Origin of the sequence: Streptomyces monomycini, from assembly GCF_022271435.1 — a bacterium.
In the GTDB taxonomy this organism is placed as follows: Bacteria; Actinomycetota; Actinomycetes; order Streptomycetales; family Streptomycetaceae; genus Streptomyces; species Streptomyces monomycini.
Genome location: NZ_JAFIQY010000028.1, coordinates 1 through 26,334, shown reverse-complemented (window position 1 = coordinate 26,334; position 26,334 = coordinate 1). Strand labels below are relative to the sequence as shown.

The following is a 26,334-nucleotide window of genomic DNA, read 5'->3' as shown; positions in this document are numbered from 1 at the left end:
CGGATCAGCCCCGCACCGCGGGCGAGCGGCGGAGCGCGGCCCTGCCGCCGACGCCGAGCTTGCGGTAGGTCCTGGTCAGGTGCATCTCCACCATCCGGCGGGACACCGAGAGGTGCTCCGCTATCGCTGTGTTGGTCATACCGTCGCGGACGAGTCCGGCGATCCGCGACTCGGCCGCGGTCAGCCGCCCGCCGGCCGGGGTGCAGCCGTCGTCGGCGCGGGGTTCGGGGGTGTCGGCCTGCGGGAGGACCGGGGCGGGCGAGCCGATGAGCTGCCGGAGGCGGTGTGCGCGGCGGGTCGAGGACCATTCGGGGGGAGGGTCCTCGGCGAGCAGCCGGGCGGCCTCGGCCCTGGCCGCGCGGGCCCGGTCGCCGCCGGCCGCCAGGGCCAGGGCGAGCAGCCCGTTGCCCCGGGCGCTCCTGGTCCCCCAGGTTTCGGCGGCCGCGTGCTCCGCCGCCGCCAGTCGCTCGGCACCGGGCCGGTCTCCGCAGCCCAGCCGGGCGGCAGCGGCGGCGGCCCGCCACGGCACGACGGCGGGGTTGCGCCACCCCCGGGACAGCAGCGACTGCCCGCACTCCGACAGGTCGGCCAGCGCCGCCTGGTGGTCACCGGTCCGCAGCCCCAGCCGCCCCCTGGCGTAGAGGAACATCGGCCACCACAGTCCGTTGACCGACCGCGCGGGGAGGTCGGCGGCGGCCGCCAGCCGGGCGTCGTCCACCTCGTTCCGCTCCAGGTGCAGCATGACGCGCAGGGCCACGGCGAGCGGCCGGGTCTTCACCGGCGCGGAGCCCGTCGGCGTCGCCCAGGCGATCTCCGCGAGGTCGCGCTCCGTCTCCTCCAGCCATCCCCGGCGCAGAGCGACGGCCGCGCGGATGTTCAGCGCCGCGACGACGGCGGTGCGTATCCCCTCGGTCCTGGCCTCGGCGACGATGTCGTCCAAGTGGGCCATGGCGTCGTCGTACGCGTCGGCCAGGCCCAGAGTGAAACAGGACGCGAGCCGCACGGTGAACAGCCGCGGGTGGCCGGGGACGTGGCACAGCGCGGTCCGCGCCAGCTCCCGTACCCTGCCCGGCGGGAGAGCCATGGTCAGAGCGGTACGCAGCGCCAGCGCGCCCGTCTGGGCAGGCCCGCGGGGCTCTTCGGGCAGGGGCGCCACCAACGGGATGTCCACCGCTTCCTCCCGGGGCGCGGCGTCCTCGATCAGCCAGTACAGGGCCTGGTAGGCGGCGCGCTCCGCGTCCTCCGCGCCCGGGCGGGCCCAGGCCAGCGCGGTTCCGTGGCGCACCGTCGCCGCGTTGCCCCAGGCCGTGAGCAGGTCGGCGGCGCGCAGCCGGGCCGTGTGCGGTACGCCGTGGTCGGGGCTGCTGAGCACGCCCCACAGTGAGTGGTCGCCGCTGTCGGGGGTGCCGGTGACGGATGCCGCGCCCCGGTCGACGAGCAGGTGCGACCGGCCGTGGACGTCGAGCGGTTCGGCCAGGGCGCGTTCCAGGTAGCGGACGGCACGGTCCGGGTCCGTGGTGCGGCAGCGGGCGGCCGACCCGGCCAGCGCGGCGACCGCCCAGTCGGCGCCGTCCGGCGGGGCGCCGAGCAGCAGTTCGGCGAGGGTGGATTCGGGGAGGGCCGCGCGGTGGCCGAATACGGCGGCCCGGGTGTGCAGCGCGGTCCGCTCCTGGTGGGTCATCCCGGCGAGTACGCAGTCGGCGACGCTCTTCGGGGCGCGGGGGTGGTCACCGTCCAGCACCAGGCCGGACCGGGCCAGCCGGCGCAACGCCGGGCCTGCCGACAGGGTGTGCAGCCCGGCCAGGTCGCCCAGTTCGGCCGGGCCGAGGTGCGGCCCGCACACGGCGATCACCCGGAGCAGGGCGGTGAGTTCGGCGGAGAGCCCGTCCACCTGCCGGGCGGTACGGGCCTGGACGCACTCGGCCGCGAGCCCCGGCAGTCGGGCCGCTGTCGGGGCGAGTCCGTCCGCCCGGAGCGTTTCCAGCACGCTGTGCAGTACGGCGGGGCTGCCCTCGCAGGCTGCGGCTGCCGCGTCGACGAGTTCTTCCTCGGCCGGGCCCCCGCAGGCGGTGGCGAGCACGGCGGCCACACCGTCCCGGGTCAGCGGACGGAGGCGGAGCCGAGTGGTGTCCGGGGCACCGGCCCGGGCCCCCGTGGCGCGGCCGGCCGTCCCGGGGCCGGTGAGGGGAAGGGTCCCGGACGTCCCGGCGACGAGGATCGCCATGGGGACGTGGCGGACCCGCCGGAGCATCGATTCCAGCCACTGCCGCGACTGCGGGTCGCACCACTGCACGTCGTCGACGGCCAGCAGCAGCGGCCGCTCACGGGCGGCGGCGAGGAACGGCTGGCACAGTCCGGGCAGCGGGGTGGTGGAGACCTCGCGGTCCGCTTCCGGGCCGAGCCGCACGAGGAGTTGGGAGACGACGCCCCGGGGCAGGTCCGCCTCCGCCGGAGAGCCGTGCGCGACCGGCACGGCGCACCCCGCCGCACGGGCCCTGGCGACCGCGTCCCGCAGCACCGCGCTGCGGCCGCTGCCCGGAGGTCCTTCGACCATGACCACCGCGGGCCGTCCCGCGAGCAGCCCGTCGACGGCCGCGCGGACGGCGCGCAGTTCCGTGTCCCGCTCGACCAGCAGCACGTCCGGGGTGCCGGGGTGCTCCGCCGTCCCCGTCATGTCGTCGCCTGGTACGGGGAGCGGTACACGGACAGCGAGGACGGCGATGACGGCGACGCGGGCGATGACGCAGGCGGGGACGCGGGCCGTGCCGTGGACGGCCCCGGACGTACGGTGCGCAGCGCGAGCGCGCCGGGCAGTCCCGCCCGCCCCGCCAGGCCGAGTTTGCGGTAGACGGAGGTGAGGTGCATCTCCACGGTCCGCCGGCCGAGGAACAGGGTCTCCGCGATCTCACGGTTGCTGGCGCCCCGCGCCGCCGACCCCGCCACCTGCCACTCCGTCGGGCTCAGCCGGGCCAGGGCGCCGGCCGTCCGGCGGGCGCCGCCGCCCGCGGTGGCCAGGACGCCGAGGGTCTTGGCCGTCAGGGCGGACGAGCCGCAGTGCCGCGCCGTCTCGTACGCGTCCCACAGCCGCCGGTACGCCCCCTCGGCGTCACCGCGCCGTGCCAGGGCGCTGCCCAGCAGCATGTGGGCCCGGGCCCGGTCCAGCCGCGCCTGCGTCCGGGACAGCTCGTGGACCGCCTGCTCCAGCAGGGCGACGCGCCGGTCGCCGGTCGCCGCGATGCCGGCGGTGAGGAGGGCCAGGCCGACGGCGTGGCGGGTGCCCCAGCGCCGGGCGGGTTCCAGGCCGGCGTCGGCGAGTTCGGCGGCCTCACCGGTGCGCCCGAGCCCTGTCAGGGCCGTGACGGCCAGGGAGCGCCAGGGCCCCCAGGCGGGATTGGTCAGGCCCGCGTCGTCCAGCCACCGTCCGCAGGCGCGGGCATGGGCCAGGGCGCCTTCCAGGTCGCCGCGGTGCAGCCGCTCCTGGGCCCGCACGGTCAGGTAGTAGGGCTCGTCCAGAACCGAGTACTGCAGGTGACGTTCGGTCACCTGGTCGAGCACCGGCTTCGCGGCATCGGGCCCGAACCGTTCCAGCTGCACCCTCGCCCACGCGGCGAGCGGGGAGGCGGAGCAGGTGCGCTGCCCGGGGTGGCGCATGCCCTCCAGCGCGGCGCGCGCGTCGGCGGTCGCGGCAGGGATGTCCCCCAGCCGGTGGCGCACGGTCGAGCGGGCAGCCAGCAGCGCCCAGCGGGGCACGCACCCGGCGCTGTCGGCCAGGGCCCGGCCGAGCATTTCCAGCGTCATGCCGGGCTCGTCGGCCAGGTAGCAGACCAGGGCCGCCTGGACCCGCATCCAGTCGGGCACCTCGGTCTCCCCGGCCCGTACGGCCCGGTCCGCCAGGTCGGCCACGGTACGGGCGGAGGTTCCTTCGACGGCGCCCAGCAGAGCTCTGGGGAGCAGGCCGGCGGCGCCGTCCGGCGCCCGGGCGGCCGCGTCCCGTACCCGTGTGCCCAGCGCCTCGGAGGCCGGTCTGTCGTGCAGGGCGGCGAACAGGAGAGCGGCCTCGGCCCTCCGGCCCAGCTCGCGGTCGGCCGGGCCGGTGTCCGATGCGGACGCCTCCCCCAGCGTCCGCCGGGCGTGGGAGAGGACGTCGAAGGCCGCCGAGGGGTTGCCGGTGGCCACCGCGGTCGTACCGAACTGCACGGCGGCCAGGGCATGCAGCCGGGCGTCGGCGGTCTCGTGCAGCAGGCGTTCCAGGACGTCCAGCGCGGCCGACGGGTCGGTGGTCACCAGCGCCGCGGCCAGCTCCAGTCCAGTACGCACCCGGCCGTGCTCCTCCCGCTCGTGCGCCAGCAGCAGGCGCAGGCAGGGGACGGCCTCCGCGGGGGCACCGGACCACCGGGCCTGCTCGGCGGCGTCCCGCAGCACGCCGAGCATCCACGCCTCCGTGAGCCGGGGCAGGAACAGCAGGTGCGCGGCGACGTCGTGCGCCGGGCAGCCTTCGTCGTTGAGCAGCCGGGCGGCGCGGGTGCGCAGGTCCGTCAGTTCCTCGGGCGGTGTGGTCGCCAGCACGATGGCGCGCAGGCTCTCCGGTTCGCCGATCGGCGGGACGTCACCGTAGCCGCCGAGGATCTCGGACGCCTGCCAGGCGGACACCCCGGCGAGCGCTCCGACGCGTTCGGGCGTGGCCGGGTGGCCGTCGGCGGCAGCGGCGGGCGGCGGGGTGCCGGTCCAGCCGAGGACGGCGGCCGCGCGCAGCACCCGGCGCCGCTCCTCGGGCAGCCGTCCGAGGTGGGCGCGGACCACGGCGGTACGCGCCTCGTGCCAGCCCTCGTCGGCATGGCCGACGGCGTCGCCGGCCGGCGGCGTCCCGCGGCGGCGAAGGCGCACCAGCAGGTGGCGCAGGAGCAGGGGGTTGCCGCCGGTGAGGGCGGCGCAGCGCCGGACGAAGGCGGGGTCGGGCGGTGTGCCGAAGGTGCGTCCCACGACCTCGCCCACGGCGGCCTCGCGCAGCGCTTCCAGGGTGACCAGGCGGGTTCCGGGCTGGCGGACGAGCGTACCGAGCGCGGCCCTGGCGGAGCCGGTGCCGTGCGCGCCCCAGGCCAGGACGATCAGCAGGGGCAGGCCCTCCGCCTCTCGCGGGAGGCGTTCCAGCCGGCGTAACGACCGTTCGTCGCACCACTGCGCGTCGTCGACGACGAGCACTCCCGGGCCCCGCCCGATCGCGTCGGCCACCGCCTGCCAGGTGCCGCTGCCGCCGGACGGCAGGCGCTCCGCGTCCGGGAGCAGGCGTCGCAGCGCGCCGTGTTCTTCCTGGCTGTGCCGTTCCTCACAGACCGTGTCCAGCACGGTGGCGCCGCGCAGCCGGGGGTCGCGACGGAGGGCCCGCAGCAGGCTGGTCTTGCCGGTGCCGGCCGCGCCGCGCACCACCACGCGGCGGGCCGTTCCGGTGCGGGCCTCCTCGGCGGCCTGGACCAGGGCGGCCAGTTCGGCATGACGGCCTGCCGGCCGGCCGCCGGCCGAGGGGCTCCTCGGTCGCATTCGGTCCTCCGGTCGATCAGATGATCTTGGGTTCGCGCATGGTGCGCCGCCCCCCTTGCCAACCGCTTGCCGGATCCTTGCCGTCTGCCCGTAAGGGACCGGAAGCCGGGTTGGAGCCCGCCTTTTTCCATGGAAAGATCCACTTCGGCCGGTGGTGCGCGGCACGGCACCCTCCGGCCACACGCATTTCTCGTACGTGCCGGATTGGGACCGGACATGCCCTCACACCCGGCGGCCACCGCCCCGGACGAGCCTCTGCTGAGGGTTCTGGGCCCGGTGTCGGCCCGTCATGGCGGACGCACCCTGACGCTCGGCCCGCCGCTCCGGCGGGCGCTGCTGTCCCTGCTGCTCGTACGCCTGGGCCGGGTGGTGCCACAGGATCTGCTGGTGGAGGAGTTGTGGCCGCGGGAACCGCCGGCCCGGCCCGTCGCCGCGCTGCAGAGCCATGTGTCCCACCTGCGGCGTGCGCTGCGCCCCGTGGCCGACGCGGCCGGTCCCCCGGTCCTGCTGCACCGCGCGTCCGGGTACGTCCTGGAACTGGAGCCGGAGCAGACCGACGTCCACCGCTTCGAGCGGCTGGTGGCGGCCGGGCGCCGACGGCTGGAGCAGCGGGATCCGCGCGGCGCTGACCAGCGGCTCGCCGCGGCGCTCGGGCTGTGGCGGGGCTCGCCGTACGCGGAGTTCGACGCCTACCCGCCGCTACGCGACGAGCAGCACCGGCTCGAACAGATCCGGCTGACCGCCGTGGAGGCCCATGCCCAGACCCGGCTGACCCTGGGCCGCCCGGCGGAGGTGGCGGCGGACCTGGAGCCGGAGGCCCGCGCCCATCCCGCCCGGGAGCGCCTGGTCGGCCATCTGATGCACGCCCTGCACCGGCTGGGGCGGCGGGCCGAGGCCCTGGAGGTGTACGAGCGCACCCGCGGCCACCTGGTCTCGGAGTTCGGCGTGGACACCGCGGCCGAACTCCGCCGTACGAGGGCCGCGATCGTACGGCAGGAGCCGGGCGACGACGGCCCGGCCGGGCCACCCCGTCCCGTACGGGATGCCGAGCCGCCTCCGGCCACCGCGGGCGATGCCGCACCGGCCTTGCCCGAGTCCCAGGCGCGGCCGGACGGCGGACCGGCGGCGGACGGGCGCGAGGCCCCGGCACCGCCCGCCGAAGGGCCGGCGGCGGACGAGGGCCACGACGCCGGATGCCCGGCCGGCGCGTTGCCGTTCACCGGACGGCACCGGGAGCTGCGCAGACTGACCACCGCGGCGCTGGCGGCGCGGGACGGCCACGGCCAGGTGACAGGTGTGTTCGGCCCGGCCGGCATGGGCAAGACACGGCTGCTGCTGGAACTCGCACCGTGGCTGGAGGACACCCCCGCAGGCGGGGACGGCACCGCGCCGGAAGGGGTGTGGGGGCACTGCTTCCCCGGCGAGGGCATGCCGCCGTACTGGCTGTGGACCCAGGTCCTGCGACGGTTGTCCGCCACCCGCTCCGCGGCCTTCGACGAGGCGGCACGGCCCTTCGGCGCCCTGCTGGGCCCGCTGCTGCCAGAACGGACCGGCACGCTGGGCGAGCGGCCGGGCTTCCCTTCCGACTGGGAGCACGCCCGCTTCCTCGTCCACGACGCCGTCTGCGAGATCCTGCTCACCCTCGCCGGGCAGCGCCCGCTGGTGCTCCTCCTGGAAGACCTGCACTGGGCCGACTCCGCGTCCCTGGACCTGCTCAGGCTGCTGAGCACCCGCGGGCAGGGGCACCCGCTGAGCATCGTGCTGACGGGCCGCGAGTTCGAGGTGGAGTCCGACGCCACACTGCGCCGCACGCTCGCCGAGATCCTGCGCGGGCCCTGGTCCGGGACCGTACGCCTGGACGGTCTCTCCCGTGAGTCCGTCGCCTCCCTGGTCCGGGCCCAGGCCGGCCGGGAGGTCCCCGCCGAGGTCGTCGAGGTGCTGCACCGGCGCAGCGGGGGCAACCCGTACTTCGTGGCGCAGTTGCTGTCCCTGCTGGGGGACGCCCGGCGGCTGCACCGGCCCGATGCGGTGGAAGTCCTGCTGGCGCGCGTCCCGACCGGTGTACGGGAGGTGCTGCACCAGCGGTTCGCCGCGCTGCCCGAGCCGGTGCTGGCGGTCCTGCGGCTGTGCGCCGTCATCGGCTCCGAGGTCGACACGGATCTGCTGCACCGTGTGGCGGACGCGGACGAACCGGTCGGCTCGGCACTGGAGTCGGCGATGGACGCCGGGCTGCTCGACGAGGACCCCCGCCATCCCGGACAGCTCCACTTCGCGCACGCCCTGGTACGGGAGACACTCGTCGACGACCTGGGAAGCGAAGCCCGCCAGCGGCTGCACGCCAGGGTGGCCGAGGTGCTGGCCGCCCGCGGCCACGGCCGGATCACTGGGCAGGAGACCGAGCGCGTCGCCCACCACACCTGGCAGGCCAGGAGCATCCTGCCCGCCGGACGGATGCTTCCGCGCCTGATGCGCGCCGCCGAACACGCCGAACAGCACCTGGCCTACGAACAGCGGGAGACCTGGCTGCGCCGGGCGATCCACCTGAACGGTTTCCTGCCTCCGGACCGGCCGGCGACCGTACGGCTGGAACAGCAGCTGCACATCCAGCTCGGCCAGGCGCTGGCCACCACCCGCGGCTACGGCCACCCCGAAGCGGAGCGGGCACTCGCGCACGGCCGGGCCCTCAGGGCGGTCACCCGGACCCCCGAGGACCCCTCGGTGCTCTGGGCCCTGTGCGCCGCCTACCTGGTCACCGGGCGCTACGAGGAGTCCCGTGAGTTCTCCGGCCTGCTGCGGGAGATCGCGGAGCAGCGCGGGGAGCCGGTGGCGCTGCTGGGCGCCGCGTACGGGGAGGGCATCGTGCTGCACGTACGCGGCCTGCTGCCGGAAGCGCTCACCGAACTGGAACGGGCCGTCGGACTGGCGGACCGCTTCGCACGGGAGGACCACGCGCTGGCCCGCACCTTCCAGCACGACCCGCGGGTCTCCTGCCGCTCCTACGACGCCTTCACCCACTGGCTGCTGGGCGACCACCGCGCCGCCGGGCGACGCCGCCGGGAGCTGCTGAGCCTCACCGCGAACGGCAGCCGGCCCTCCGACCGGTCGTTCGCCCTGTACGTGGACGCGGTGGTGGCCGCCTGGGAGGGGGACGCGCGGACCGCCCACCGCTCCGGCTCCGAAGGCGCCCGCCTGGCGGGGGAACACGGCCTGCGGTACTGGGAGGCGATGCTCGGCCTGCTGGACGGCTGGGCGCTGAGCCACCTGGGGCAGGCGGACGACGGCCTGTCCCGGATGCACTCCTGCCTCACCGAACTGGACGGCTCCAGAACGCATTTGCGCCAGGCCCTCCACCTGGGGCTGCTCGGCCAGGCACAGCACCACGCGGGGCGGCCGCAAGAGGCCGCGGCCACCTTCCGGTCGCTGCTGTCCGCCGTCGAGAGCCATCAGGAGCAGGCGTACTTGAGCATGGCGCTGCCCACCACCCGTCTGCTTCACGAGTTGCTGCACTGAGCGTGGGCTCTTCCGGTGGTCCTGACGGGCAGGCGCGTCCGCGGTCACGGCCGGCAGACCCGTCCGGCAGCCCGCCGGAGCGCCCGCCTCCGGACCTCCGGACCTGCCGAAGGCGCCGGTCCACCCACCGGCGCCTTCGGAGAACGTCGGCGCGGCGTCAGGACTTCGCCGCCTGCTGCCCCTGCTTCGCCGCCTTGTCCGTGATGTCGACCGTGTCCTTCGCCGGGGGCGCGGTCACGTTCACGTCCGTACCGAAGTCGCTGAACTTCAGCGTGGTACTGACGCTGGTCCGCGCGCCGCTGCTGCCCTGCTTGCCGCTCTGCGGCTTGACCTCGACCTTCTCCTGGCGGAGCCGGCCCTGCGCGTCCAGCCAGATGTCGAGCGGCAGCCGGTCGCCGAGCTGCGTCCTGAGCTGCTTCGCCTGCTGGGCGTTGCCCTTGGCCAGCTCCGCCACGTCGACGGACACCTTGTAGTGCGTCGTGGCCGTACCGTCGACGGTCTCGGTGCCGACCTTCGTGACGTCCTTGTCGCTGATGCCCTTGGTGTAGTTGAAGGAGGACGTCGGGTCCTCGTACTGCGAGCTGCCGCCGTTCTGCTGCATCAGCTTCTTCAGATCCACCTTCAGCCACGACTTGCCCTGCGGCAGCTGCTGCCGCTGGGCGGCGGGCGGCTGCTGGTAGAGGGCACCGTCCACCGTGCGCTGACGGATCTGCTGGTTGCCGGTCCGCAGCACCATGTCGCTGCTGCCGTTGCCGAGGTCCACGACCCCGGACCCGCGGACCTCCGCGTTGTTGCCGCCGCTCTGCGCCCGCGTGAGCAGCGTCATTTTGGCGGTCTTGGCGGCGGTGGTCTTCTGGTGCGCGGCCCGTACCGCCTGCGGGCCGTCCGCCGCGGCGCTCTGAGAGGCCGACGCCCCGTCCTGCTTACCGGGGTCCTTGCCCGATGCCTTGTCGTTCCCTCCGCCGCAGCCGGTGACGAAGGCCAGGGACAGTGTCCCGGTCGCCGCCACCGCTAAGAGACGCGGACGGTTGCTCACAGTTCGCACGGTTCTCACTGAGACCTCCTGGTCGCCATCCCGTACAGGCCGACGGTGTCGTTGCGGGTGCCCCGTGGCGCACGGATGAATCACGGCGTCTTGCGGACGGCGGGGTGCCGGTCACCGGCCGCCGTCTCCTGCCGCGCCCTCCTGTCGCGCGCCCTTGCCGTGCCCCCTTTCGCGCCCCCTGTCGTACCAAATAAGTCGACAGCGGCGAAAGAATCGTTCTTTCCCAGCCTCCACCCTTCGGAATCGAGCCAGCCCCGCATATGGCCTGAACATGGTCGAACACGCCTTCCGCAATTGACGGCGCCACATGCCGCGGGCAGCCTTTCCCTTACTGCCACAGCAACGGGATGGGGACGCAAGTGACCGTCAACGGTAATGGCCAGTCCGCCGACGAACCGTACGTCATCACCGGCCGGGGGCAGGACGCCGCCCCCAAGAACGCCTTCTCCTTGTTTGCCGACGTCAACTACAACGTGGGAGGGTCCCGCACCAAAATCCTCGTCATTCCGGCGAACGGCACGGCGAACAACTTCAGCGATTACGGGTTCGACCAGAGCGACGACGGCGTGAGCAGCGTCGTCAACAACACCGGCCGGGACAACATCCTTTTCACCCGCACCAACCAGGGCGGCTCGCAGTTACCCGTACCCGCCGACTCCTCGGTCGCCGACCTGACGCGGATCCCCCTCTCCGGGAGCCCCACCAGCACCTGGAACGACCAGGCCCAGTCCGCCCTCGCCTTCAACAAACCCGTACCGCTCCCGGTGTTCACCGCGCCGAAGCCCAGCGCGCAGACCCAGGAGCGCCGGCAGGCGGTCCAGGGCAACGCGGCCCCCGACGTCCAGCAGGTGCTGCTCTACCAAGGGGTGACGCTGCTGGGCACCTGCCCGGTCAAAGACAGCACGTGGGAGTACACCCCGGACACCGACTGGCCGCTCGGCCAGCACGACCTCTCCGCCATCGCGGTGCGCGACGACGTCCTGTCCGGCAAGGCGCCGCTGCGGTTCTACGTCGTCCTGCCGACGCCCGTCGTGGACATCCGGTCCCCCCAGGACGGCGCCGAGGTGGACAGCGGCGCCAGCATCGACGGTGTCGCCTTCAACGCCGACACGGTGACGCTCGCCGAGGGCGCCGCCCAGCTCGGCACCGCCAAGGTGACCAGCAACCTGTGGAGCTTCGCCCGCGAGGGCGGCTGGTCGGCCGGGAAGCACAGCGTGACGGCGAAGGCCGTACGCGGCAGCCAGGAATCCGCGCCGGAGACCGTGAATTTCACGGCGGCCAACAAAAACCTCACGGTGGAAAGCACCTTCAACTCCTCCTGGCAGGACTGGCAGACCCACAAGTACATCTACTCCTACGACGTCACCATGTACGCCGGTGACACCGATGTGAAGCACTGGCATGTCGGCTTCGGCCAGCTCCCGGACGGCTCGGTTCTGGCCCCGGAATTCGAGGCGAGTTTCTGGGGAATGGTCATCAGTGACGGCTCCGACGGAAACGTCGTCCTCGGCTCGCCTCCCGAGGGCGTCCACATCGTCCCGGCCAAGGGCCATCTGACCCTGCGCGTCCTGGTGCTCATTCCGACGCAGGACGAGGCGTACAAGAAGCTCTACGGCCTGTTCGCCAAGTCTCTGGCCGAATAACGGCCGCCGCCTCGACAGGCACGAATACCGCGGGGCCCCGGGCGCATGGTCCGGGGCCCCGCGCTCGCGTGCCTCGCGCACCGGGCAGGCCGCGCCCGCCTGCTCCCCCGCCCCGCCCGCGAGCGGTCATCGGCCCTTCCCCGCGGCGCGGCTCCCGGCATCGGGGACGGTGCTCGCGTACTGGGCGGCCTGAATCTCGTAAAGGGAGCGGTAGTGACCGCCGTCGAGAGCCATCAACTGGGCGTGGGTGCCCTGCTCGATGAGGCGGCCCTCGTCGAGGACGTAGATGAGGTCGGCGGTCGCGGTGGCGGCGAGCCGGTGGGTGATCAGCAGGACGGTGGTGCCGTCGTCGGTGAGGGCCCGCAGGGCCTGGAACGCCTCGACCTCGGCCCGGGGGTCGAGCGCGGACGTCGGCTCGTCCACGACCAGCAGCGGGGCTTCACGGTAGTGCGCGCGAGCGGCGCCGACGCGCTGCCACTGCCCGCCGGAGAGCTGGGTGCCGCGCTCGAAGCCCTTGACGACCAGGCTGTCCCAGCCGTGCGGCAGGGAGGTGACGACGTCGGTCGCGTCCGCTTCGTCGGCCGCCCGCTCGACGCGCCACTGTTCCAGCCGCTGTTCGCTGCGCCCTATGTGGATGTTGGCGCGGGCGGTCATCGGCCAGTGCGGGAAATCCTGGGCCAGCAGCGCCACCTGGCCGAAGACGGCCGCTCGGTCGGCGTCGCGGGTGTCGGTGCCGTTCCACAGCAGGCGCCCGTCGCTGGGCAGGTACAGGCCGGCCACCAGTTTGGCCAGGGTCGACTTGCCCGAACCGTTCTCCCCGACCAGCGCCACGACCGTGCCGCGGGGAATCGTCAGGTCCACCTTGTCCAGGGCGGGTGAGGTGGCGCCGGGATAGGTGAACGACACGTTCTCCAGGCGGACCTCCTCCAGCGGCCCGGTCAGCGGGACTCCCCCGGCGGGAATGGCGTGCCGCTTCGCGGTGCTGCACGCGTCCTCCCAGTCCTTGAGGTACATGGCTTCCTCGTAGAGGCGGTTGAACTGCATGACCAGGGACATCAGGCCGGCGCTGGACGTCCGTACGGCGATCACGGCGGTCCCGGCCACGGCCAGCGGCATACCGCCGCCGGTCAGCAGCAGCCACAGCGCGCCGTAGGCGCCCAGGGACGCCAGGCCCGAGGCCGCCGAGGCGACGGTCTGGGTGCCGGCCTCGGCGCGGGCCAGCCGCTGCTGCTCGCGCTCCACCGTCCTGGACATGTCCGCGTACGCGTCCACCAGCAGCCGCCCGGCACCGTGCACCCGGATCTCCGCGGCGCACGCCTGGTCGGTGAGCTTCTGGGTGATGACGGAGATGGCGCGACGGTGCTCGATCCAGGTGTGCCGGGACTCGTACTGGCGGCGGGCCGAGAGCACGGCGCCCCACCCCTTGGGGGCGGCCACCAGGAACAGCATCAGGACGAGCAGCGGGTGCAGCATGAGCAGCACACCGGCCGCGGCGAGCAGGCCGATCAGCGCGTTGAGGACCAGGATCGAGGACCCGAGCATCATCCGGATGGAGTCGGTGCCGAACCGGCCGGCGTCGAGCGTGCGGTGGACCTGCTGGTCCTCCAGGGCGGCGAGTTCGACGCGGATCACGCCGTGGTAGAAGCGGGCCGTGCACACGCGCTCGATCTTGGGCTCCAGTTGGCCGGACGCCGCCGTGGACACCGCCGACAGAAGGGCCGAGAGCACCGCGACGACAGCCACGGCCACCAGGGCGGGCAGCGCCTGGCGCAGCCGCTCGGGCGTGGGCCCGGCCGCGAACAGTGCCACGAGCGCCTGATTGGTGGCCACCAGGGTGAAGGCCCGCAGGACGCCTTGGCCGGCCTCCGCGCCGAGCAGCAGCGTCAGCGCGACGCGGTCCTCGCGCCAGGCCGCCTTGGCGACGGCGCGCATCATGGCGGGGAACTGGCGGGCCATCGACCACAGTCCCATCCGCAGGATCGGCATCTCGTGCCGCGTGAACGACAGGTCGTAGCGCAGGGCGCCGCCGAACAGCACCCGCTCGCTCTCGGAGACGGGCAGCCGGGTCCGGGGCCGGACGCCGCGCCTCTTCACCGCGTCTCCGGCCACGCGGCATGCGCGGTACGGCTGCGGGGGACGCGGGCGGTACGGGTGCGCGGGCGGGCCTGCGCGGGGCGGGCCGGGGCTCCGGCTGATCCGGTCGTCACCGTCACGGTGTCCCTCATGGCTTCTCCTCCGGCTTGTGTCGTCGTGCCTCGTGCTATGCCCCGTCCGGCCCGCCCCGGCACGCCCGGCGCCTGATCCGGTCGAACCCCGCGGCCACCCCCGCCGCTCGGGACACCCCGACCGCCACCCGCCCCGCCGGGTAATACGATTTCCAGCCACGACCACTTTTCACCACGACCACTCTGAGCCACGACCGCTCTTCACGATGTCCAACGGGGGTTCTCTTCACGTGTTCGGGATCGTCAGGCCCTGCACCCACCGCCTGTCCAACGGGCTCAAGGCCGAATGGATGGCCCACCTGTGTGGGCTGTGCCTCGCTCTGCGCGGTGACCACGGGCAGTTCGCCCGGGTGGTGACCAATTACGATGGCTTGATCGTGTCCGTCCTGACGGACGCCCAGGCCGGCCGGGCGGCGGCGCAGCGCCGTACCGCCGGGCCCTGCCCGCTGCGCGGCATGCGGACCGCCTCGGTGGCGAAGGGTGAGGGCGCGCGGCTGGCCGCTTCGGTCTCGCTGGTGCTCGCCTCGGCGAAGATCCGCGACCATGTCGCCGACCGGAACGGGCTGTTGCGCCGCCGCCCGGTGGCCGCCGCGGCACGCAAGGTCGCCGCCGGCTGGGACCGGGCGGGAGCCCGTACCGGCGCGACCCTCGGCTTCGACACGTCCGTCCTCGTCGACGCCGTCGACCGCCAGGTGGGCATCGAGCAACTGGCGGGTCCCGGCACCCCGTTGACCGTCATCACCGAGCCCACCGAGACGGCGACCGCCGCCGCCTTCGCCCACACCGCGGTCCTCGCGGGCCGTCCCGGCAACGCCGCACCGCTGACCGAGGCCGGCCGGCTCTTCGGGCGACTGGCCCACCTCCTCGACGCCGTGGAGGACCGCGCCGCGGACGCCGCCGAGGGCGCCTGGAACCCGCTGACCGCCACCGGCGCCTCCCCCGCCCAGGCCCGCCAACTGTGCGACGACGCGCTGCACGGCATCCGCCTGGCGCTGCGTGACGTGGAGTTCACCGATTCCGCGCTGGTGCACGTCCTGCTCGTGCACGAGCTGCGACGGTCCGTCGACCGCGCCTTCGGTACGGCGTCATGCTCGCACCAGGGGCACGGGGCGGGCCCGTACGACGGTGGGGCCGGCACTCCGTACGGGCAGCCGCAGCCCCCGCAGCAGCCGTACCCCGCACCGCCTTCGTACGGCCAGACCGCGCCCGGCGGCCCGTACGCCCACGGCCCGCAGCACCTCAACGGCCCGCAGAACCCGTACTCGGGCGGGCCGGTGGCGCCGGGCGGGCCGGGTGGTTACGGGGGTTACGGGGGCCATGGCGGTTCTGGAGGTCATGGAGGCCAAGGCGGCTCCGGGGGCCATGGGGCCTTCGGGGGCAACGGCGGCCACGGCGCCCCTCCTCCGCCGAAAAAGCCCCGCGGCCTCCTGACCGGCTGCGCGGTCGCCATCGGGCTCTGCTGCACCTGCCAACTCTGCTGCGCGGAGGAGTACGAGGGGCCGTGGTCGCGCAAGAAACGCGAAGGCTGCTGCCGGGACTGCGACTGCTGTGACAGCTGCGAATGCTGCAACTGCTGTCCGGACTCCTGCTGCCCGGATTCCTGCTGTTGCGACGGCTGCTGCTGCGACTGCTGACCCGCACGACGCCCCCCGTCCCCACCGGCCCAAGTCCCACCCAACCCCGCCCCGCCACTTCCCACCCCGCCCCGTCACGTCGACACGGCGCCGTAACGACGTGACGGGGCCGGCACGTCGTACCGATGCCGTACCGACGTCGTACCGCTACAGACGGAACAGACGAGACGAACCGAACCGCACCCCCCGGCCACGATCACGCCCCCAGGCCACTGATCCGGACACGCCCCCTGAAAAACCTCGACACTCCCACCCCCCTGGTCCTTTCCTTGCGCCAACGGCTCATCCACCCCGTACTGGAGGCTGCATCCGTGACGCGCACCAGGCGATCCGCCCCTGAGGGCCAGGCCCCGGCCGGCCCCCGGGCCGACCACGACTTCCTGCGCAAGCTGGGCTACACCCCCGTACTGAAACGGCGGATGGGCCCGTTCGCGAACTTCGCCATCTCCTTCTCGGTGATCTCCGTCCTCTCCGGCTGCCTGACGCTGTACGGGTTCGGCCTGGTCACCGGCGGCCCCGCGGTGATGATGTGGGGCTGGATCGTGGTCGGCGTCATGGTGATGTTCGTCGGCGCCGGGCTGGCCGAGGTCACCAGCGCCTACCCGACGTCGGGCGCGCTGTACTTCATGGCCGACCGGCTCGGCGGCAAGCGCTGGGGGTGGTACACCGGCTGGCTGAATCTCCTCGGCCTGCTCGGCGCGATCGCCGGTATCGACTACGGCTGCGCCCTGTTCGCGGGCGCGTTCGCCGGTCTGCAGTGGGGCTTCGAGCCCACCCCCGGGTCACTCATGGTGATCTACGTCTGCATCCTGGCACTGCACGCGACACTGAACCTCTTCGGCGTACACCTGGTCAGCATCCTCAACACCGTCTCCGTGTGGTGGCACCTGGCCGGGGTCGCGCTCATCGTCGGCGTCCTGTGGCTGGTCCCCGCCCACCACCAGTCCCCCTCCTTCGTCTTCACCACCTTCGTCAACGGCACCGGCTGGAACAGCACGCTGTACGTGGCGCTGATCGGCCTGCTGCTGGCCCAGTACACCTTCAGCGGGTACGACGCGTCGGCGCACCTGAGCGAGGAGACCACCGGGGCGCAGGTGAACGCGGCCCGCGGGATCGTACGGGCCATCCGCTGGTCCTGGGTCGCCGGCTTCTTCCTGCTGGCCGGGCTGACCTTCGCCATCCAGGACTACACCGGCGTGCAGAACACCCCGACCGGCGTGCCGCCCGCGCAGATCTTCCTCGACGCGCTCGGCGTCAGCGGGGCGAAGGCGCTGCTGCTGGTGGTGATCGTCGCGCAGCTGTTCTGCGGCAACGCGGAGGTGGCGGCCACCTCCCGCATGGTGTTCGCGTTCTCCCGCGACGGCGCGCTGCCCGGCTCCGCCTGGTGGCGGCACGTCTCCCCGCGCACCGGCACACCGACCCGGGCCGTCCTGCTCTCCGTGGCCGTCGCCGCCGTCCTCGCCCTCCCCTCCCTCTACTCCTCGGCGGCCTACGCGGCCGTCACCTCCATCAACGTCATCGGCATCACCCCGGCCTACGCCATCCCCGTCTATCTGCGCCTGCGCCACCGCCGCACCTTCCGGCCCGGCCCGTGGAACCTGGGCCGCTGGGGCGTCCCGGTCGGCCGGGTCGCCGTGCTCTGGGTGGCCTTCGTCACCGTCCTGTTCCTGCTCCCCCAGTCCCACCCCGTCTCCCTCGCCACCTTCAACTACGCGCCCGTGGCCCTGCTCCTCGTCCTCACCCTGGCCACCGCCTGGTGGGCCGTCGCGGGCCGCCGCTCCTACCACCTGCCCGACCCCGGACACGAGCCGGAACCCGGACCGGCAGCCCCACCCACCACGCGGCAGACCAAGCCACCAATTGACCAAGAATCAACCAAGCCACCGATAAATTGACCGGCTTGCCCCTCCCCCTGGTAAAGGCTCCCGGCGCCGGGTAGTCAGCACGTCATGGCCAACGCATACGACCAGACCAGCCGGATGACCAAGCCCCTGCCGCCGCTGCGGACGGTACCGCTCGACGGGAGAGGGCCGGAGGACGTGGTGGTGGACGCGGCCGGGCGGGTGCTCACCGGTTTGGAGGACGGCCGCGTACTGCGGCTGGACCCCTTCCCGAAGAGCCCGGGCAACGAGCCGACCGGCACCACCCCCGCCGGCGCACCCCGCGCCGAAGTCGTCGCCCGCACCGGCGGCCGCCCACTCGGGCTGGAACCGCTGCCCGACGGCGGAGTCCTGGTGTGCGACGCGCGCCGGGGACTGCTGCGCGTCGAACCGTCCGACGGTACGGTACGGACTCTCGCCGACACCGTCGACGGCTCCCCGCTGCGCTTCTGCAGCAACGCCGCGGCAGCCGCCGACGGCACGGTCTACTTCAGCGTCTCCAGCCGCCGCTACCCCCTGGAGGACTGGCTCGGCGACATCCTGGAGCACACCGGCACCGGTCACCTGGTCCGGCTGCGCCCCGGCGGTACGCCCGAAGTCGTACTGGACGGCCTCCAGTTCGCCAACGGCGTCGCCCTGGCGCCGGACGAGTCCTACGTCACCGTGGCGGAGACCGGCGCCCGCCGGCTGTCCAGGCTGTGGCTGACCGGACCACGGGCCGGACAGCACGACATACTCGCCGCCGACCTGCCGGGCTACCCCGACAACATGTCACGCGGTCCCGGTGGTCTGTTCTGGGTGGCCCTGGCCGGGCCGCGCTCCACCGGCCTGGACCGCCTGCACCGCACAAAACCGGCACTGCGCCACGCCGCGTGGAGCGTGGCCCGGCGCGTCCGCCCCCGGCCCGGCCCCCTCACCGGCGTCCTGGCGGTCGACACCGCCGGCCGCATCGTCCACGACCTGCGACGCCGCAGCCCGGACTACCGCATGGTGACCAGCGTCTGCGAACACGAAGGCCACCTGATCCTGGGCAGCATCCACGAACACGCACTGGCCGTCTGCGAACTCCCCGGCGCGTCACGGGATTGAACCCTGCCCGCACGGGCACCCGGGACATCCAGGTTCCCACGTGCGGACTCGGACAACAGGGGGCCACAACAGCCGCCCCCGCAAGCCCGCCGCCCCAAGGCGCCGGGCCGACTGACGTGCCGCCACCGCGTACGGGCACGGCCCGGTACGCGGCTCCGTGGGGAACCTGCGACGAAAAGACGAAAGAAGACAACCTTCCGACAATCCCCGCGAGGTAAGGCAGCCATGAAGTGGTGGGAAAAAGCAGCGTGCCTGGACGAGGACCCGGAACTCTTCTTCCCCGTAGGAGTGACGGGCCCCGCCGCCCAGCAGCAGGCGGACGCCAAGGCAGTGTGCCGCCGGTGCCCGGTGGCCGGCGCCTGCCTGGAATGGGCCCTCCAGACGGGCCAGAACTACGGCATCTGGGGCGGCACCGACGAGGAGGAACGCCGCAAGTTCTCTGGCCTGCGAAAACGCCGGGCGGCCTGAAGGTCGGCAGCGCTGTGGGGCTTCTCTGGGACTTTGCGCACCTGCCGAGACCGACTCTCCCCTGGGCCAAGGCCGGTCTCGGTGCCCCAATCCGGCCTATGCGAAGACCGCGTCGATGGCTGCTGTGCCCCGTGCGCTGGCGCGGGGCAGGAAGTGGGAGTACGTCCGCAGCGTAAAGCCCGGGTCCGAGTCCCCCAGCCACCGCGCCAGGGAGACGACGGACTCACCAGCCTCCAGTTCCTCGGAAGCATAGAAGTGGCGCAAGGCATGAAAGCCGTGCTCCCTGGACGGCTCCCACACACGAGAACGCCCTGGGCGGCCCTCTTGCAACGGAGCGATGACACCTGCTCTGGCCAAGGCCGGCTTCTACACGTAGATGTTGAAGCTCTTGCGGTCGATGGCGCCGCGCCTGCGCCCGGTTACCAAGAGGTCGAACGCCCTCGGCCTCCGATGCTTCACCTCCACCGGCGTCTCGGGCGGACGCGGGTCGGCCCATGGCAGCGGCACCGGCAGCGGCACCGGCAGCGGCACGAAAGGTACCAGGTGCCACTGAATGTCCCGAGCCACGCTTGACGGCAACGGAACGTCCCGGACCTTGCGGCCCTTGGGGAGTGCGAAGCACAGGCTGGAGCCCACACGCTTGACCTGGCGCCGGACGTGGACGACCTCTTTGGCGAAGTCGATGTCCTCCAAGCTCAGCCCGAAGGCTCCCCCTGGCGCAGCCCGAGCCCCGCTCCGAGCACGACGAGCAGCCGGGGTAGCGGTCGGGCATCGTCGCGCGAACGGCCGGCACACGCTCAGGCGGCCATGCCTCGACCCTGCCCGGTGTGGCCGTCGGCGGGCCGACCGTGCCGACACGACATGGGTTGCGTGTGAGGCGGCGGTCCTCGACGGCGTTCTGAAGAACACCGGAAAGGGTCGCCCAGACCAGCCGGATCGAGGTCGGACCGAGAGCCTGCTCAAGCCGCTTCATCCAGGTGCGCAGGACCTGCGCACCCTCGCGGGTCAATAAACTCGCCACGCCCGGCCTCCGCCTGGGATTGAGCGAGCCAGGTCTTAGCGTCCTGAAGCGCGTCAAATGAGCGGCTCCTGACGCCGGGTATGCCTTTGACGCGGTAGCGCGTGCACTTACCGTACAACGCTGTGCGCTCACGCTTGCCGGTCTCCGGATTGGGACGCTTCTTCAGCCAACGGTCTTCTATGTAGCCAGACACGTATGACGCCTTTCCGTAGGGGATGGGTGCAGTGCCGCCGGATGAGCAACGGATCAAGAACTGGGTACTGGGCCGGACTGAAACTGCAGACCGGTCACCTAAGGACTCAGTACAGTAGCGGTTCGCGAGTCCGCCTGTTCCTGTTCGTGCACCCAGGCATCAACAGACTCCACGCAATATATGACTCGGCCACGGGGGCCCATCCGGAAGCTCGGCGGCCCCTGCCGTCGATGACGCCAGACGTAGAGCGTGTGAGGTGAGAGACCTAGGTATTCGGCGGCGTCTTTGACGTTCATGAACGCCGCTTGTGCGGCACGGGTGGCAGGAAGAGCAGGCAGCGAATGTGTGGGCATGGATGATTCCTCATGTGCAGGTGGGCTGAGGCGCCAGACGATGGACAGCGTCAGGACTGCAGCAGGGCTGCGGGTTCGATGGAGCATGAGCAGGCTCATTGCGTCCTCATCTCCCTTGCGACATCCTCCACTGCGTCCGCAAGGGCATCACCGAATAGTGCAGCCGTCGCGAACTCCTCTATGGTCGCGACGATCGCCGGTTTGGCTAACCGGCGATTCTCGGCTATGTTGCGCTCCTTCACTGGGGCGCCCCTGATCCAAAATCGCCTGACCCTCATTTCGCGGATCACACGTTGTCTGCCTCCAGAGGAGGAAGTCGTGGGCAGTTATTCGCAAAGCCCGGAGGGTGTGATCCCACAGAATGAACTCCTCACATGTCGCCCGGAGAGCACTGACGAGCCCTATTCAGCCAGGGGGGTCGTACGTTGACATGACCCCCGGGAAGGTTTCCAGCTCTTTGCGGGGCCCTCCTCGTCTGCCGTGGGCGAATGGGTCAGCCGGTGACCTACCCGCGACGCAGGAAGTAAGCACGAAGTTCGGGCGCCGACGCCCTAGTTAAAGTGCGGACGACAGCCGACACGGCGTGGCGGGTGTGGATCTACTACGGCGACGCTGCGCGGTTGAACACGAATGTTCTGCAGTCCGTCTAATAGGACTCCGTTAGGTCTTCCTATCAGCGCTGATCACGAGCATGTTGGGTGTGCGGATGCACCTGAAGTGGGCCGTGTCCGGACCACGTTGGCGTTGTAAGTGGCTGATGTGTTCGCGTCTGTGCCGCGCAAAAGGCGACTGCTACCTGCGGGGACTGGACTCATGCTGGACGGCCGCCGCACATCGATCCAGGCGATGGCCGCGCGCCTGCCGGACGACAACGAGCAGAACGTGCAGCAGTTCGTGAACCAGTCGACGTGGGATCCGGTGCCGGTGCAGCGGCGGATCGTCGAGCGGACGCTGCCGCTCATCCACCCGACGGCCTGGGTGATCGACAACGTGTCGGTACCCGAAGACGGACAGATGTCGGTCGCCGTGGCTCCGCAGTACTGCGGAGCGTTGGGCAAACGGGCGAACTGCCAGGTCGCGGTCAGCGTCCATGCCGCGACCGACACGGCTTCCCGCCCGCTGCAGTGGCGGCTGTTCCTGCCCGAGGAGTGGGCGTCGGACACCGGCCGCCGGGCCATCACCCGCGTCCCGCCCGAGGTCACGCCCCGCGAGAAGTGGCGGCTGGCTCTGGACATGCTCGACACACCGGCCGACTGGGGCATCAGACCCCCGGTCGTGGTGGCCGACGCCGCCTACGGCACCCACGCCCACCTGCGGACGGCGCTGTCCGAGCGTGGGCTGGCCTACGTCCTGGCCATCCGCTCGGATACGAGCGTCCACCCCTTCGAGGCAGAGCCTGTCGCCCCGACGCGCAACGGTCCTGTCGGATGCTGGCCCCAGCCGCGATACCGGCAGGCCGCACCATCGGTGGCTGCCCTGGCCGTCAGCCCCGGGCAGGAAGCATTCGCCCCTCTCACCTGGCGAGGCGGCTCCCGAGGAGAGTTGCGTTCCCGCTTCGCCGCCGTGCGTGTCCGCCCGGCCGGCAAAGCCGTCGAGCGTCCGGTCAAGGCCGCGGCCTCGGCCTCGGCCGGACAAGGCTGGTGGGACGGGATCCTGCCCGACTGCTGACTGCTGACTGCTGACTGCTGACTGCTGACGGAATGGCCCGCCGACGCCGACGCACCGACCGGATTCTGGCTGTCCAATCTGCCGGCCGACATCCCGGTCGCCGACCTGGTCCGTCTGGCCAAGGTCCGCTGGCGCATCGAACACGACTACCGCGAACTCAAACGCGGCCTGGGCGTGGACCACTTCGAAGGGCGTTCCTGGCCAGGGTGACACCACCACGTCACCCTCGTGACCGCCGCTGCGCGGCGTCGTAGTCGACGACGCACACGATGACGTCAGCTACGCACCAGAACGTAAGCATCCAGGCGAGGGCGGTGCGCGGTGGCGTGTCACGCTGTCAGCCGACGTCCAACTCCCTATACAGGCGCCTGAACTCGCAGAAGCTCTCCGCTCCGGCCATCAGCACCACGCCGTCCCACAGCCGCCCGGCCGCCTCGCCCCTGGGGGCGGGGGACACGACGGGGCCGAAGACCGCTCCCACCCCGTCGACGGAGAGCACCGGCGTGCCGACGTCGGTACCGACCAGGGCGATGCCCGCCTGATGCGAGGCCCGCACCACGGCGTCGTACTCCCCGGTCATCGCCACGGACGCGAGGTCCGCCGGGAGTCCCGCGGCGGCGAGCGCGGCCGCCATGCCGGGCCAGTCCTGCTGTTCGTGGAGCCGCTGCCCGAGGGCGTCGAAGTACCGGCCGAGCGCCTCGTTCCCGTGGCGCTCGCGGACCGCCGCGCACACCCGGCCGTGCGCCTTCATGTACTCCCCGTACAGCCCCTCGGGGTCCTCAGGGTCGACGGCGAGGCCTTCGTTGAGCACGGCGAGGCTCATCACCCGCCACCGCACGGCGATGTCGCGCACCCGCTCCACCTCGCGCAGTCAGCACGAGGTGATCTAGGCGTACGGGCACACGGGGTCGAACCAGAAGTCGACACCCACGCGACGCCGGTCCGAATCTTTGCCGACGGTCGCCCAACCAATCGTACCCCTACGGCAGTTGTGGCCGGGCGGAACGCATGAAGGGCCTTTCTGAACACCTCACAAGGGAAGACTGTTACCTCCCCCACCTGCCCTTGCGTGAACGATTGTTGATGTGCTAACAATCCTCCAGAGATCGAATAGCTCAAGGCCCTGGGACGCCGGATCAGGTACCCATACCTGATGCGCCTCGCGTCTCGCTTGAGTACTCCTGGACGGCACACGACAAGAATTGGGCACCACGGGCAGAATCCCTCGCCCGGAGAATCCCGAAGGCCCTACCTGAAAGGAAACGCATGTCGAAGAACCCCCAGAAGGATTCACCACCCGGCGAGTTACCGGACGCGCTGCACGTCCTCCGCACCCGCAGCGTCGTCCGCAACTACGCACCCGAGCCGGTCGACGCCTCCGTGATCGACCAGCTGCTCGACGCCATGCTCGCGGCCCCCTCCGCCTCCAACAAGCAGGCCTGGTCCTTCGTCGTCGTACGTGATCCGGCGTCCGTGCGGCGCCTGCGGGCCTTCTCCCCCGGCATCATCGGGACCCCCGCGTTCTGCGTCCTCGCCTGCGTCGACCAGAGCCTGACGAAGCATCACTCTCCGGCGGCCGCGGAGAACATCCACGCCACCAGCAAGCTCTGTGTGGCCATGGCGGTGGAGAACCTGCTCCTCGCCGCGCACGCCGTCGGCCTGGGCGGATGCCCCGTGCACAGCTTCCGCAAGGACGCGGTCGGCGCGCTGCTCGGCCTTCCCGAGCACATCGAGCCGGTGCTGATCGTGCCGATCGGCCGGCCCGCGAGCCCGCCCACCCCCTCCGAACGCCGCGACAAGAAGGAGGTCGTCAGCCATGAAGTCTGGGGAAACCACTCCGCCACGACCCCGGCCGTCTGAGGTGCCGAACCGGCCGTCCGCCGCGCCGGACCGGCTGCACGAGGACGTCGCCCTCCTCGCCGCGTATCTGCTCAGCAGCGCACGGGGGCTTCTCGCAGAGCCGCCCGAGTACGGCGTGTACCGCTGCCTCGACGGCGCTCGGCGGGCGCTGGAGACCCTGGACCAGAACGGCGTGAGCACCCCGGAACTCAGCGCCGTTCGCCGCCGCCTGGACGACCAGATGTTCAGTCCGATGGGAGGCGATGAGCTGCTTCCCGGAATCCTTGACGACGTATGCATGCGCCTGGTCGACGCCCTGAAGAATATGAAATCCGCGTGAACAGAAGTGGAATGAGAGATTCCCCCGACATGCTGAATACCGTCCCCCTCGGCGACTCCCACGGCATGCAGTCAGAAGCCCTCGGTGAGAAGTCCGGGCGATTATGGAAGATGGGTGAGCACGCCCTCATCGGGATAAGCGCAGGCAACAGCTACTTCAGTCAGCGCCGGCTCACGGCTCTGCTGCAGTGGGCCGCGCACCATTTCAAGATGACGGACGTCGTCTATGTCGATACCCACATCGACGACATGCAGATCGCGGACGGCCGTGACCCCCGCGAGGCCGCCAAGTCGGTGAAGCGCACGCTCAAGGACGTACGCCGCCGCATCCATCGGGCGACGGAGAGCCTGGGCCCCGAAGTCGCCCGCTTCCGCGTCCGGCCCCTCTCCGAGATCCAGGACACCCCCGAGTACCAGGCCGTACGCGCCCGCGTGGACCAGGCCGTCCAGTACGACGAGCCCTTCGCCGCGGCCTGCCGGGACATGGTGCGCGCCGTCGTCACGAACCGCCCGGACGGCGAGGGGATCTCCGACGCGCACCTTGAGGCAGGCATGAAGTACGTCATGGCCGAGGCACCGCTGTTCGTGGACTCCCCCGGCGTCTTCGGCGTCTCGACCTCGGTGCTCTGCTACCACATGCTCACCCCGGTCACCGTGCACTTCGCCGGTGGAGACACGGAGTACCAGGCCGCCACGGGCCAGGGCTACGTGGTCGTCCGGCCCGGTGAAGGCGAGGAACGGGGCGGGCCGGTCGCCGCTTGAGGTGCCGGTAGCGGGCGATGCGGGCCGGCCGGCGCGAAGCTCCGCCGAGGCGATTTCGTACACCTCGGCGGAGCGCCGGCACACCAGGCCCGGGGCCTCCGCCTAGGGGCTCTCGTTTGGATCAGCGAGCGGACCAGAGGAAGATGCCAGCGATGTGCAGTCCGGCCAGGCAGATCGTGGCGGTCTTCTCGTAGCGGGTGGCGATCCCGCGCCACTGCTTCAAACGGTTGATGCACCGCTCGACGGTGTTGCGCTGTTGGTATGCCTCGCGGTCGAAGGCTGGTGGCCTGCCGCCCCGGCTGCCCCGCCGCAGCCGGTGGCCACGCTGGCCGGCCGGGACCGGGACCACCGCCCGGATGCCGCGTTTGCGCAGGTGGTCACGGATCGCACGGAGGAATACGCCTTGTCCGCCAGCACCACGTCCGGCCTCGTACGCGGGCGGCCACGCCGCCGGGGAACGCTCAAGCGGGCCATGACCGCCGCGAAGGCGGGTGCGTCCCCGGCCTGCCCGGCGGTGAGGACGAAGGCGAGGGACGGCAGCGGCCGTCGGCGACGAGGTGATCTTCGTGGTCAGTCCGCCGCGGGACCGGCCGATGGCGTGGCCGGCCGGCTCACCGGCCGGAGCCCCTTTTTGCGGGCCCCCACCGCGTGCTGAGGAGCCCGAACGACCGTGGAATCCACCGAGACGGCCCAGGTCAGGCCCTCGTCGGCGTCGGCCTGGGCCATCAACGCGGTAAACACCCGCTCCCACGTGCCGTCCACGGCCCACATCCGCAACCGGTTGCAGACACCTCTCCAGTTGCCGTACTTCTCCGGCAGGTGCACCCACTGCGTGCCGGTCTGGAACTTCAAGGCAATCGCGTCGATCACCACTCGGTGATCGCGCCAGCGACCACCCCGCCCCGGCGCCCGGTCCGGCAGCAACGGCTCGATCCGTGCCCACTGCACGTCGATTAACGGCATACCTGGACCAACGACCAACCGATCCAAACAAAACTGCCTAAGAGCTCCTAACGCAATGTGGGACGCAGGCGTCGCCAGCAGATGAGTGAGCAGGCGAGTTTCAGGAATGCTTCGTGGATGTCGTCGCGGGTTTCCCAGCGGATGCGCAGGCGGCTGAACCAGTGCAG

At 72.0% G+C, this 26,334-nt stretch carries 17 protein-coding genes and 3 pseudogenes; 10 read left to right on the top strand and 10 right to left on the bottom strand.

The genetic code is table 11. The features are described from left to right. Positions 1-4 precede the first annotated feature (4 nt). Positions 5-2,674: a helix-turn-helix transcriptional regulator gene (locus JXZ78_RS26780; RefSeq protein WP_030022705.1), complete on the bottom strand. Its 2,670-nt coding sequence runs from the start codon at positions 2,672-2,674 to the stop codon at positions 5-7. After that, complete coding sequence (locus JXZ78_RS26775; protein WP_030022704.1) at positions 2,671-5,535, bottom strand: AAA family ATPase; 2,865 nt, start codon at positions 5,533-5,535, stop codon at positions 2,671-2,673. The genes JXZ78_RS26780 and JXZ78_RS26775 overlap by 4 nt, the downstream gene beginning before the upstream one ends. 216 nt (positions 5,536-5,751) lie before the next feature. On the opposite strand from JXZ78_RS26775, the gene JXZ78_RS26770 reads away from it, so the two are divergent. Beyond that, positions 5,752-9,045, top strand: a complete 3,294-nt coding sequence (locus JXZ78_RS26770) for an ATP-binding protein (RefSeq protein WP_050502806.1) — start codon at positions 5,752-5,754, stop codon at positions 9,043-9,045. A 157-nt stretch (positions 9,046-9,202) separates the two neighbouring features. Here the strand turns inward: JXZ78_RS26770 and JXZ78_RS26765 are convergent, their stop codons facing one another. Next, complete coding sequence (locus tag JXZ78_RS26765; RefSeq protein ID WP_033038986.1) at positions 9,203-10,081, bottom strand: SCO4651 family lipoprotein; 879 nt, start codon at positions 10,079-10,081, stop codon at positions 9,203-9,205. 356 nt (positions 10,082-10,437) lie between these two features. Between JXZ78_RS26765 and JXZ78_RS26760 the strand changes: the two genes are divergently transcribed. Next, the gene (locus JXZ78_RS26760; RefSeq protein WP_157851684.1) at positions 10,438-11,733 is read left to right on the top strand and encodes a hypothetical protein; all 1,296 of its coding nucleotides are present in this window, start codon (positions 10,438-10,440) and stop codon (positions 11,731-11,733) included. Positions 11,734-11,859: 126 nt separating this feature from the next. Here the strand turns inward: JXZ78_RS26760 and JXZ78_RS26755 are convergent, their stop codons facing one another. Next, complete coding sequence (locus JXZ78_RS26755) at positions 11,860-13,827, bottom strand: ABC transporter ATP-binding protein (protein ID WP_030022699.1); 1,968 nt, start codon at positions 13,825-13,827, stop codon at positions 11,860-11,862. Further along, positions 13,824-13,958 (bottom strand): hypothetical protein, encoded by a 135-nt coding sequence (locus JXZ78_RS40410; RefSeq protein WP_275128228.1) that lies wholly within the window; start codon positions 13,956-13,958, stop codon positions 13,824-13,826. Before JXZ78_RS40410 ends, JXZ78_RS26755 begins: the two co-directional genes overlap by 4 nt. A 230-nt stretch (positions 13,959-14,188) precedes the next feature. Between JXZ78_RS40410 and JXZ78_RS26750 the strand changes: the two genes are divergently transcribed. The 4 genes from JXZ78_RS26750 (at position 14,189) to JXZ78_RS26735 (ending at position 19,029) form a co-directional block, all read left to right on the top strand. Beyond that, positions 14,189-15,592, top strand: coding sequence for a DUF5685 family protein (locus JXZ78_RS26750; protein WP_030022698.1), 1,404 nt, complete (start codon positions 14,189-14,191; stop codon positions 15,590-15,592). A 380-nt stretch (positions 15,593-15,972) separates the two neighbouring features. Continuing rightward, positions 15,973-17,487, top strand: coding sequence for an amino acid permease (locus JXZ78_RS26745; RefSeq protein WP_238783400.1), 1,515 nt, complete (start codon positions 15,973-15,975; stop codon positions 17,485-17,487). A gap of 54 nt (positions 17,488-17,541) precedes the next feature. Continuing rightward, entirely contained in the window at positions 17,542-18,561 is a 1,020-nt protein-coding gene (locus tag JXZ78_RS26740; RefSeq protein WP_372498449.1) for an SMP-30/gluconolactonase/LRE family protein, read from the top strand. A gap of 225 nt (positions 18,562-18,786) precedes the next feature. Then, positions 18,787-19,029 carry a WhiB family transcriptional regulator gene (locus JXZ78_RS26735; protein ID WP_030022692.1) on the top strand — a complete coding sequence of 81 codons (243 nt, stop codon included), beginning with the start codon at positions 18,787-18,789 and terminating at the stop codon, positions 19,027-19,029. Between the two features lie 366 nt (positions 19,030-19,395). Here JXZ78_RS26735 and JXZ78_RS26730 read toward each other — a convergent pair whose 3' ends face one another. Both JXZ78_RS26730 and JXZ78_RS26725 read right to left on the bottom strand, forming a co-directional pair. Further along, positions 19,396-19,722 carry a site-specific integrase gene (locus JXZ78_RS26730; protein ID WP_238783397.1) on the bottom strand — a complete coding sequence of 109 codons (327 nt, stop codon included), beginning with the start codon at positions 19,720-19,722 and terminating at the stop codon, positions 19,396-19,398. 619 nt (positions 19,723-20,341) lie between these two features. Further along, positions 20,342-20,539 (bottom strand): helix-turn-helix transcriptional regulator, encoded by a 198-nt coding sequence (locus tag JXZ78_RS26725; protein ID WP_208870206.1) that lies wholly within the window; start codon positions 20,537-20,539, stop codon positions 20,342-20,344. Positions 20,540-21,346: 807 nt separating this feature from the next. Here JXZ78_RS26725 and JXZ78_RS26720 point away from each other — a divergent pair. After that, positions 21,347-22,471 (top strand): annotated as a pseudogene (locus JXZ78_RS26720) (IS701 family transposase); the annotation flags it as partial. A gap of 130 nt (positions 22,472-22,601) precedes the next feature. Here the strand turns inward: JXZ78_RS26720 and JXZ78_RS26715 are convergent. Continuing rightward, positions 22,602-23,126, bottom strand: a complete 525-nt coding sequence (locus JXZ78_RS26715) for a mycothiol-dependent nitroreductase Rv2466c family protein (protein ID WP_372498448.1) — start codon at positions 23,124-23,126, stop codon at positions 22,602-22,604. Between the two features lie 404 nt (positions 23,127-23,530). On the opposite strand from JXZ78_RS26715, the gene JXZ78_RS26710 reads away from it, so the two are divergent. Genes JXZ78_RS26710 through JXZ78_RS26700 form a run of 3 tightly spaced genes read left to right on the top strand, consistent with a single transcriptional unit; the run spans position 23,531 to position 25,204 of the window. Further along, complete coding sequence (locus JXZ78_RS26710; RefSeq protein ID WP_030022688.1) at positions 23,531-24,124, top strand: nitroreductase family protein; 594 nt, start codon at positions 23,531-23,533, stop codon at positions 24,122-24,124. A gap of 1 nt (position 24,125) precedes the next feature. Beyond that, positions 24,126-24,443, top strand: a complete 318-nt coding sequence (locus JXZ78_RS26705; RefSeq protein WP_050502804.1) for a DUF6092 family protein — start codon at positions 24,126-24,128, stop codon at positions 24,441-24,443. A gap of 29 nt (positions 24,444-24,472) precedes the next feature. Next, positions 24,473-25,204 (top strand): tRNA-dependent cyclodipeptide synthase, encoded by a 732-nt coding sequence (locus JXZ78_RS26700; protein ID WP_238783395.1) that lies wholly within the window; start codon positions 24,473-24,475, stop codon positions 25,202-25,204. A gap of 121 nt (positions 25,205-25,325) precedes the next feature. Here JXZ78_RS26700 and JXZ78_RS26695 read toward each other — a convergent pair. Together JXZ78_RS26695 and JXZ78_RS26690 are read right to left on the bottom strand one after the other, a co-directional pair. Beyond that, positions 25,326-26,167 (bottom strand): annotated as a pseudogene (locus tag JXZ78_RS26695) (IS5 family transposase). Between the two features lie 47 nt (positions 26,168-26,214). Next, a pseudogene (locus JXZ78_RS26690) lies at positions 26,215-26,334 on the bottom strand (IS5/IS1182 family transposase); the annotation flags it as partial.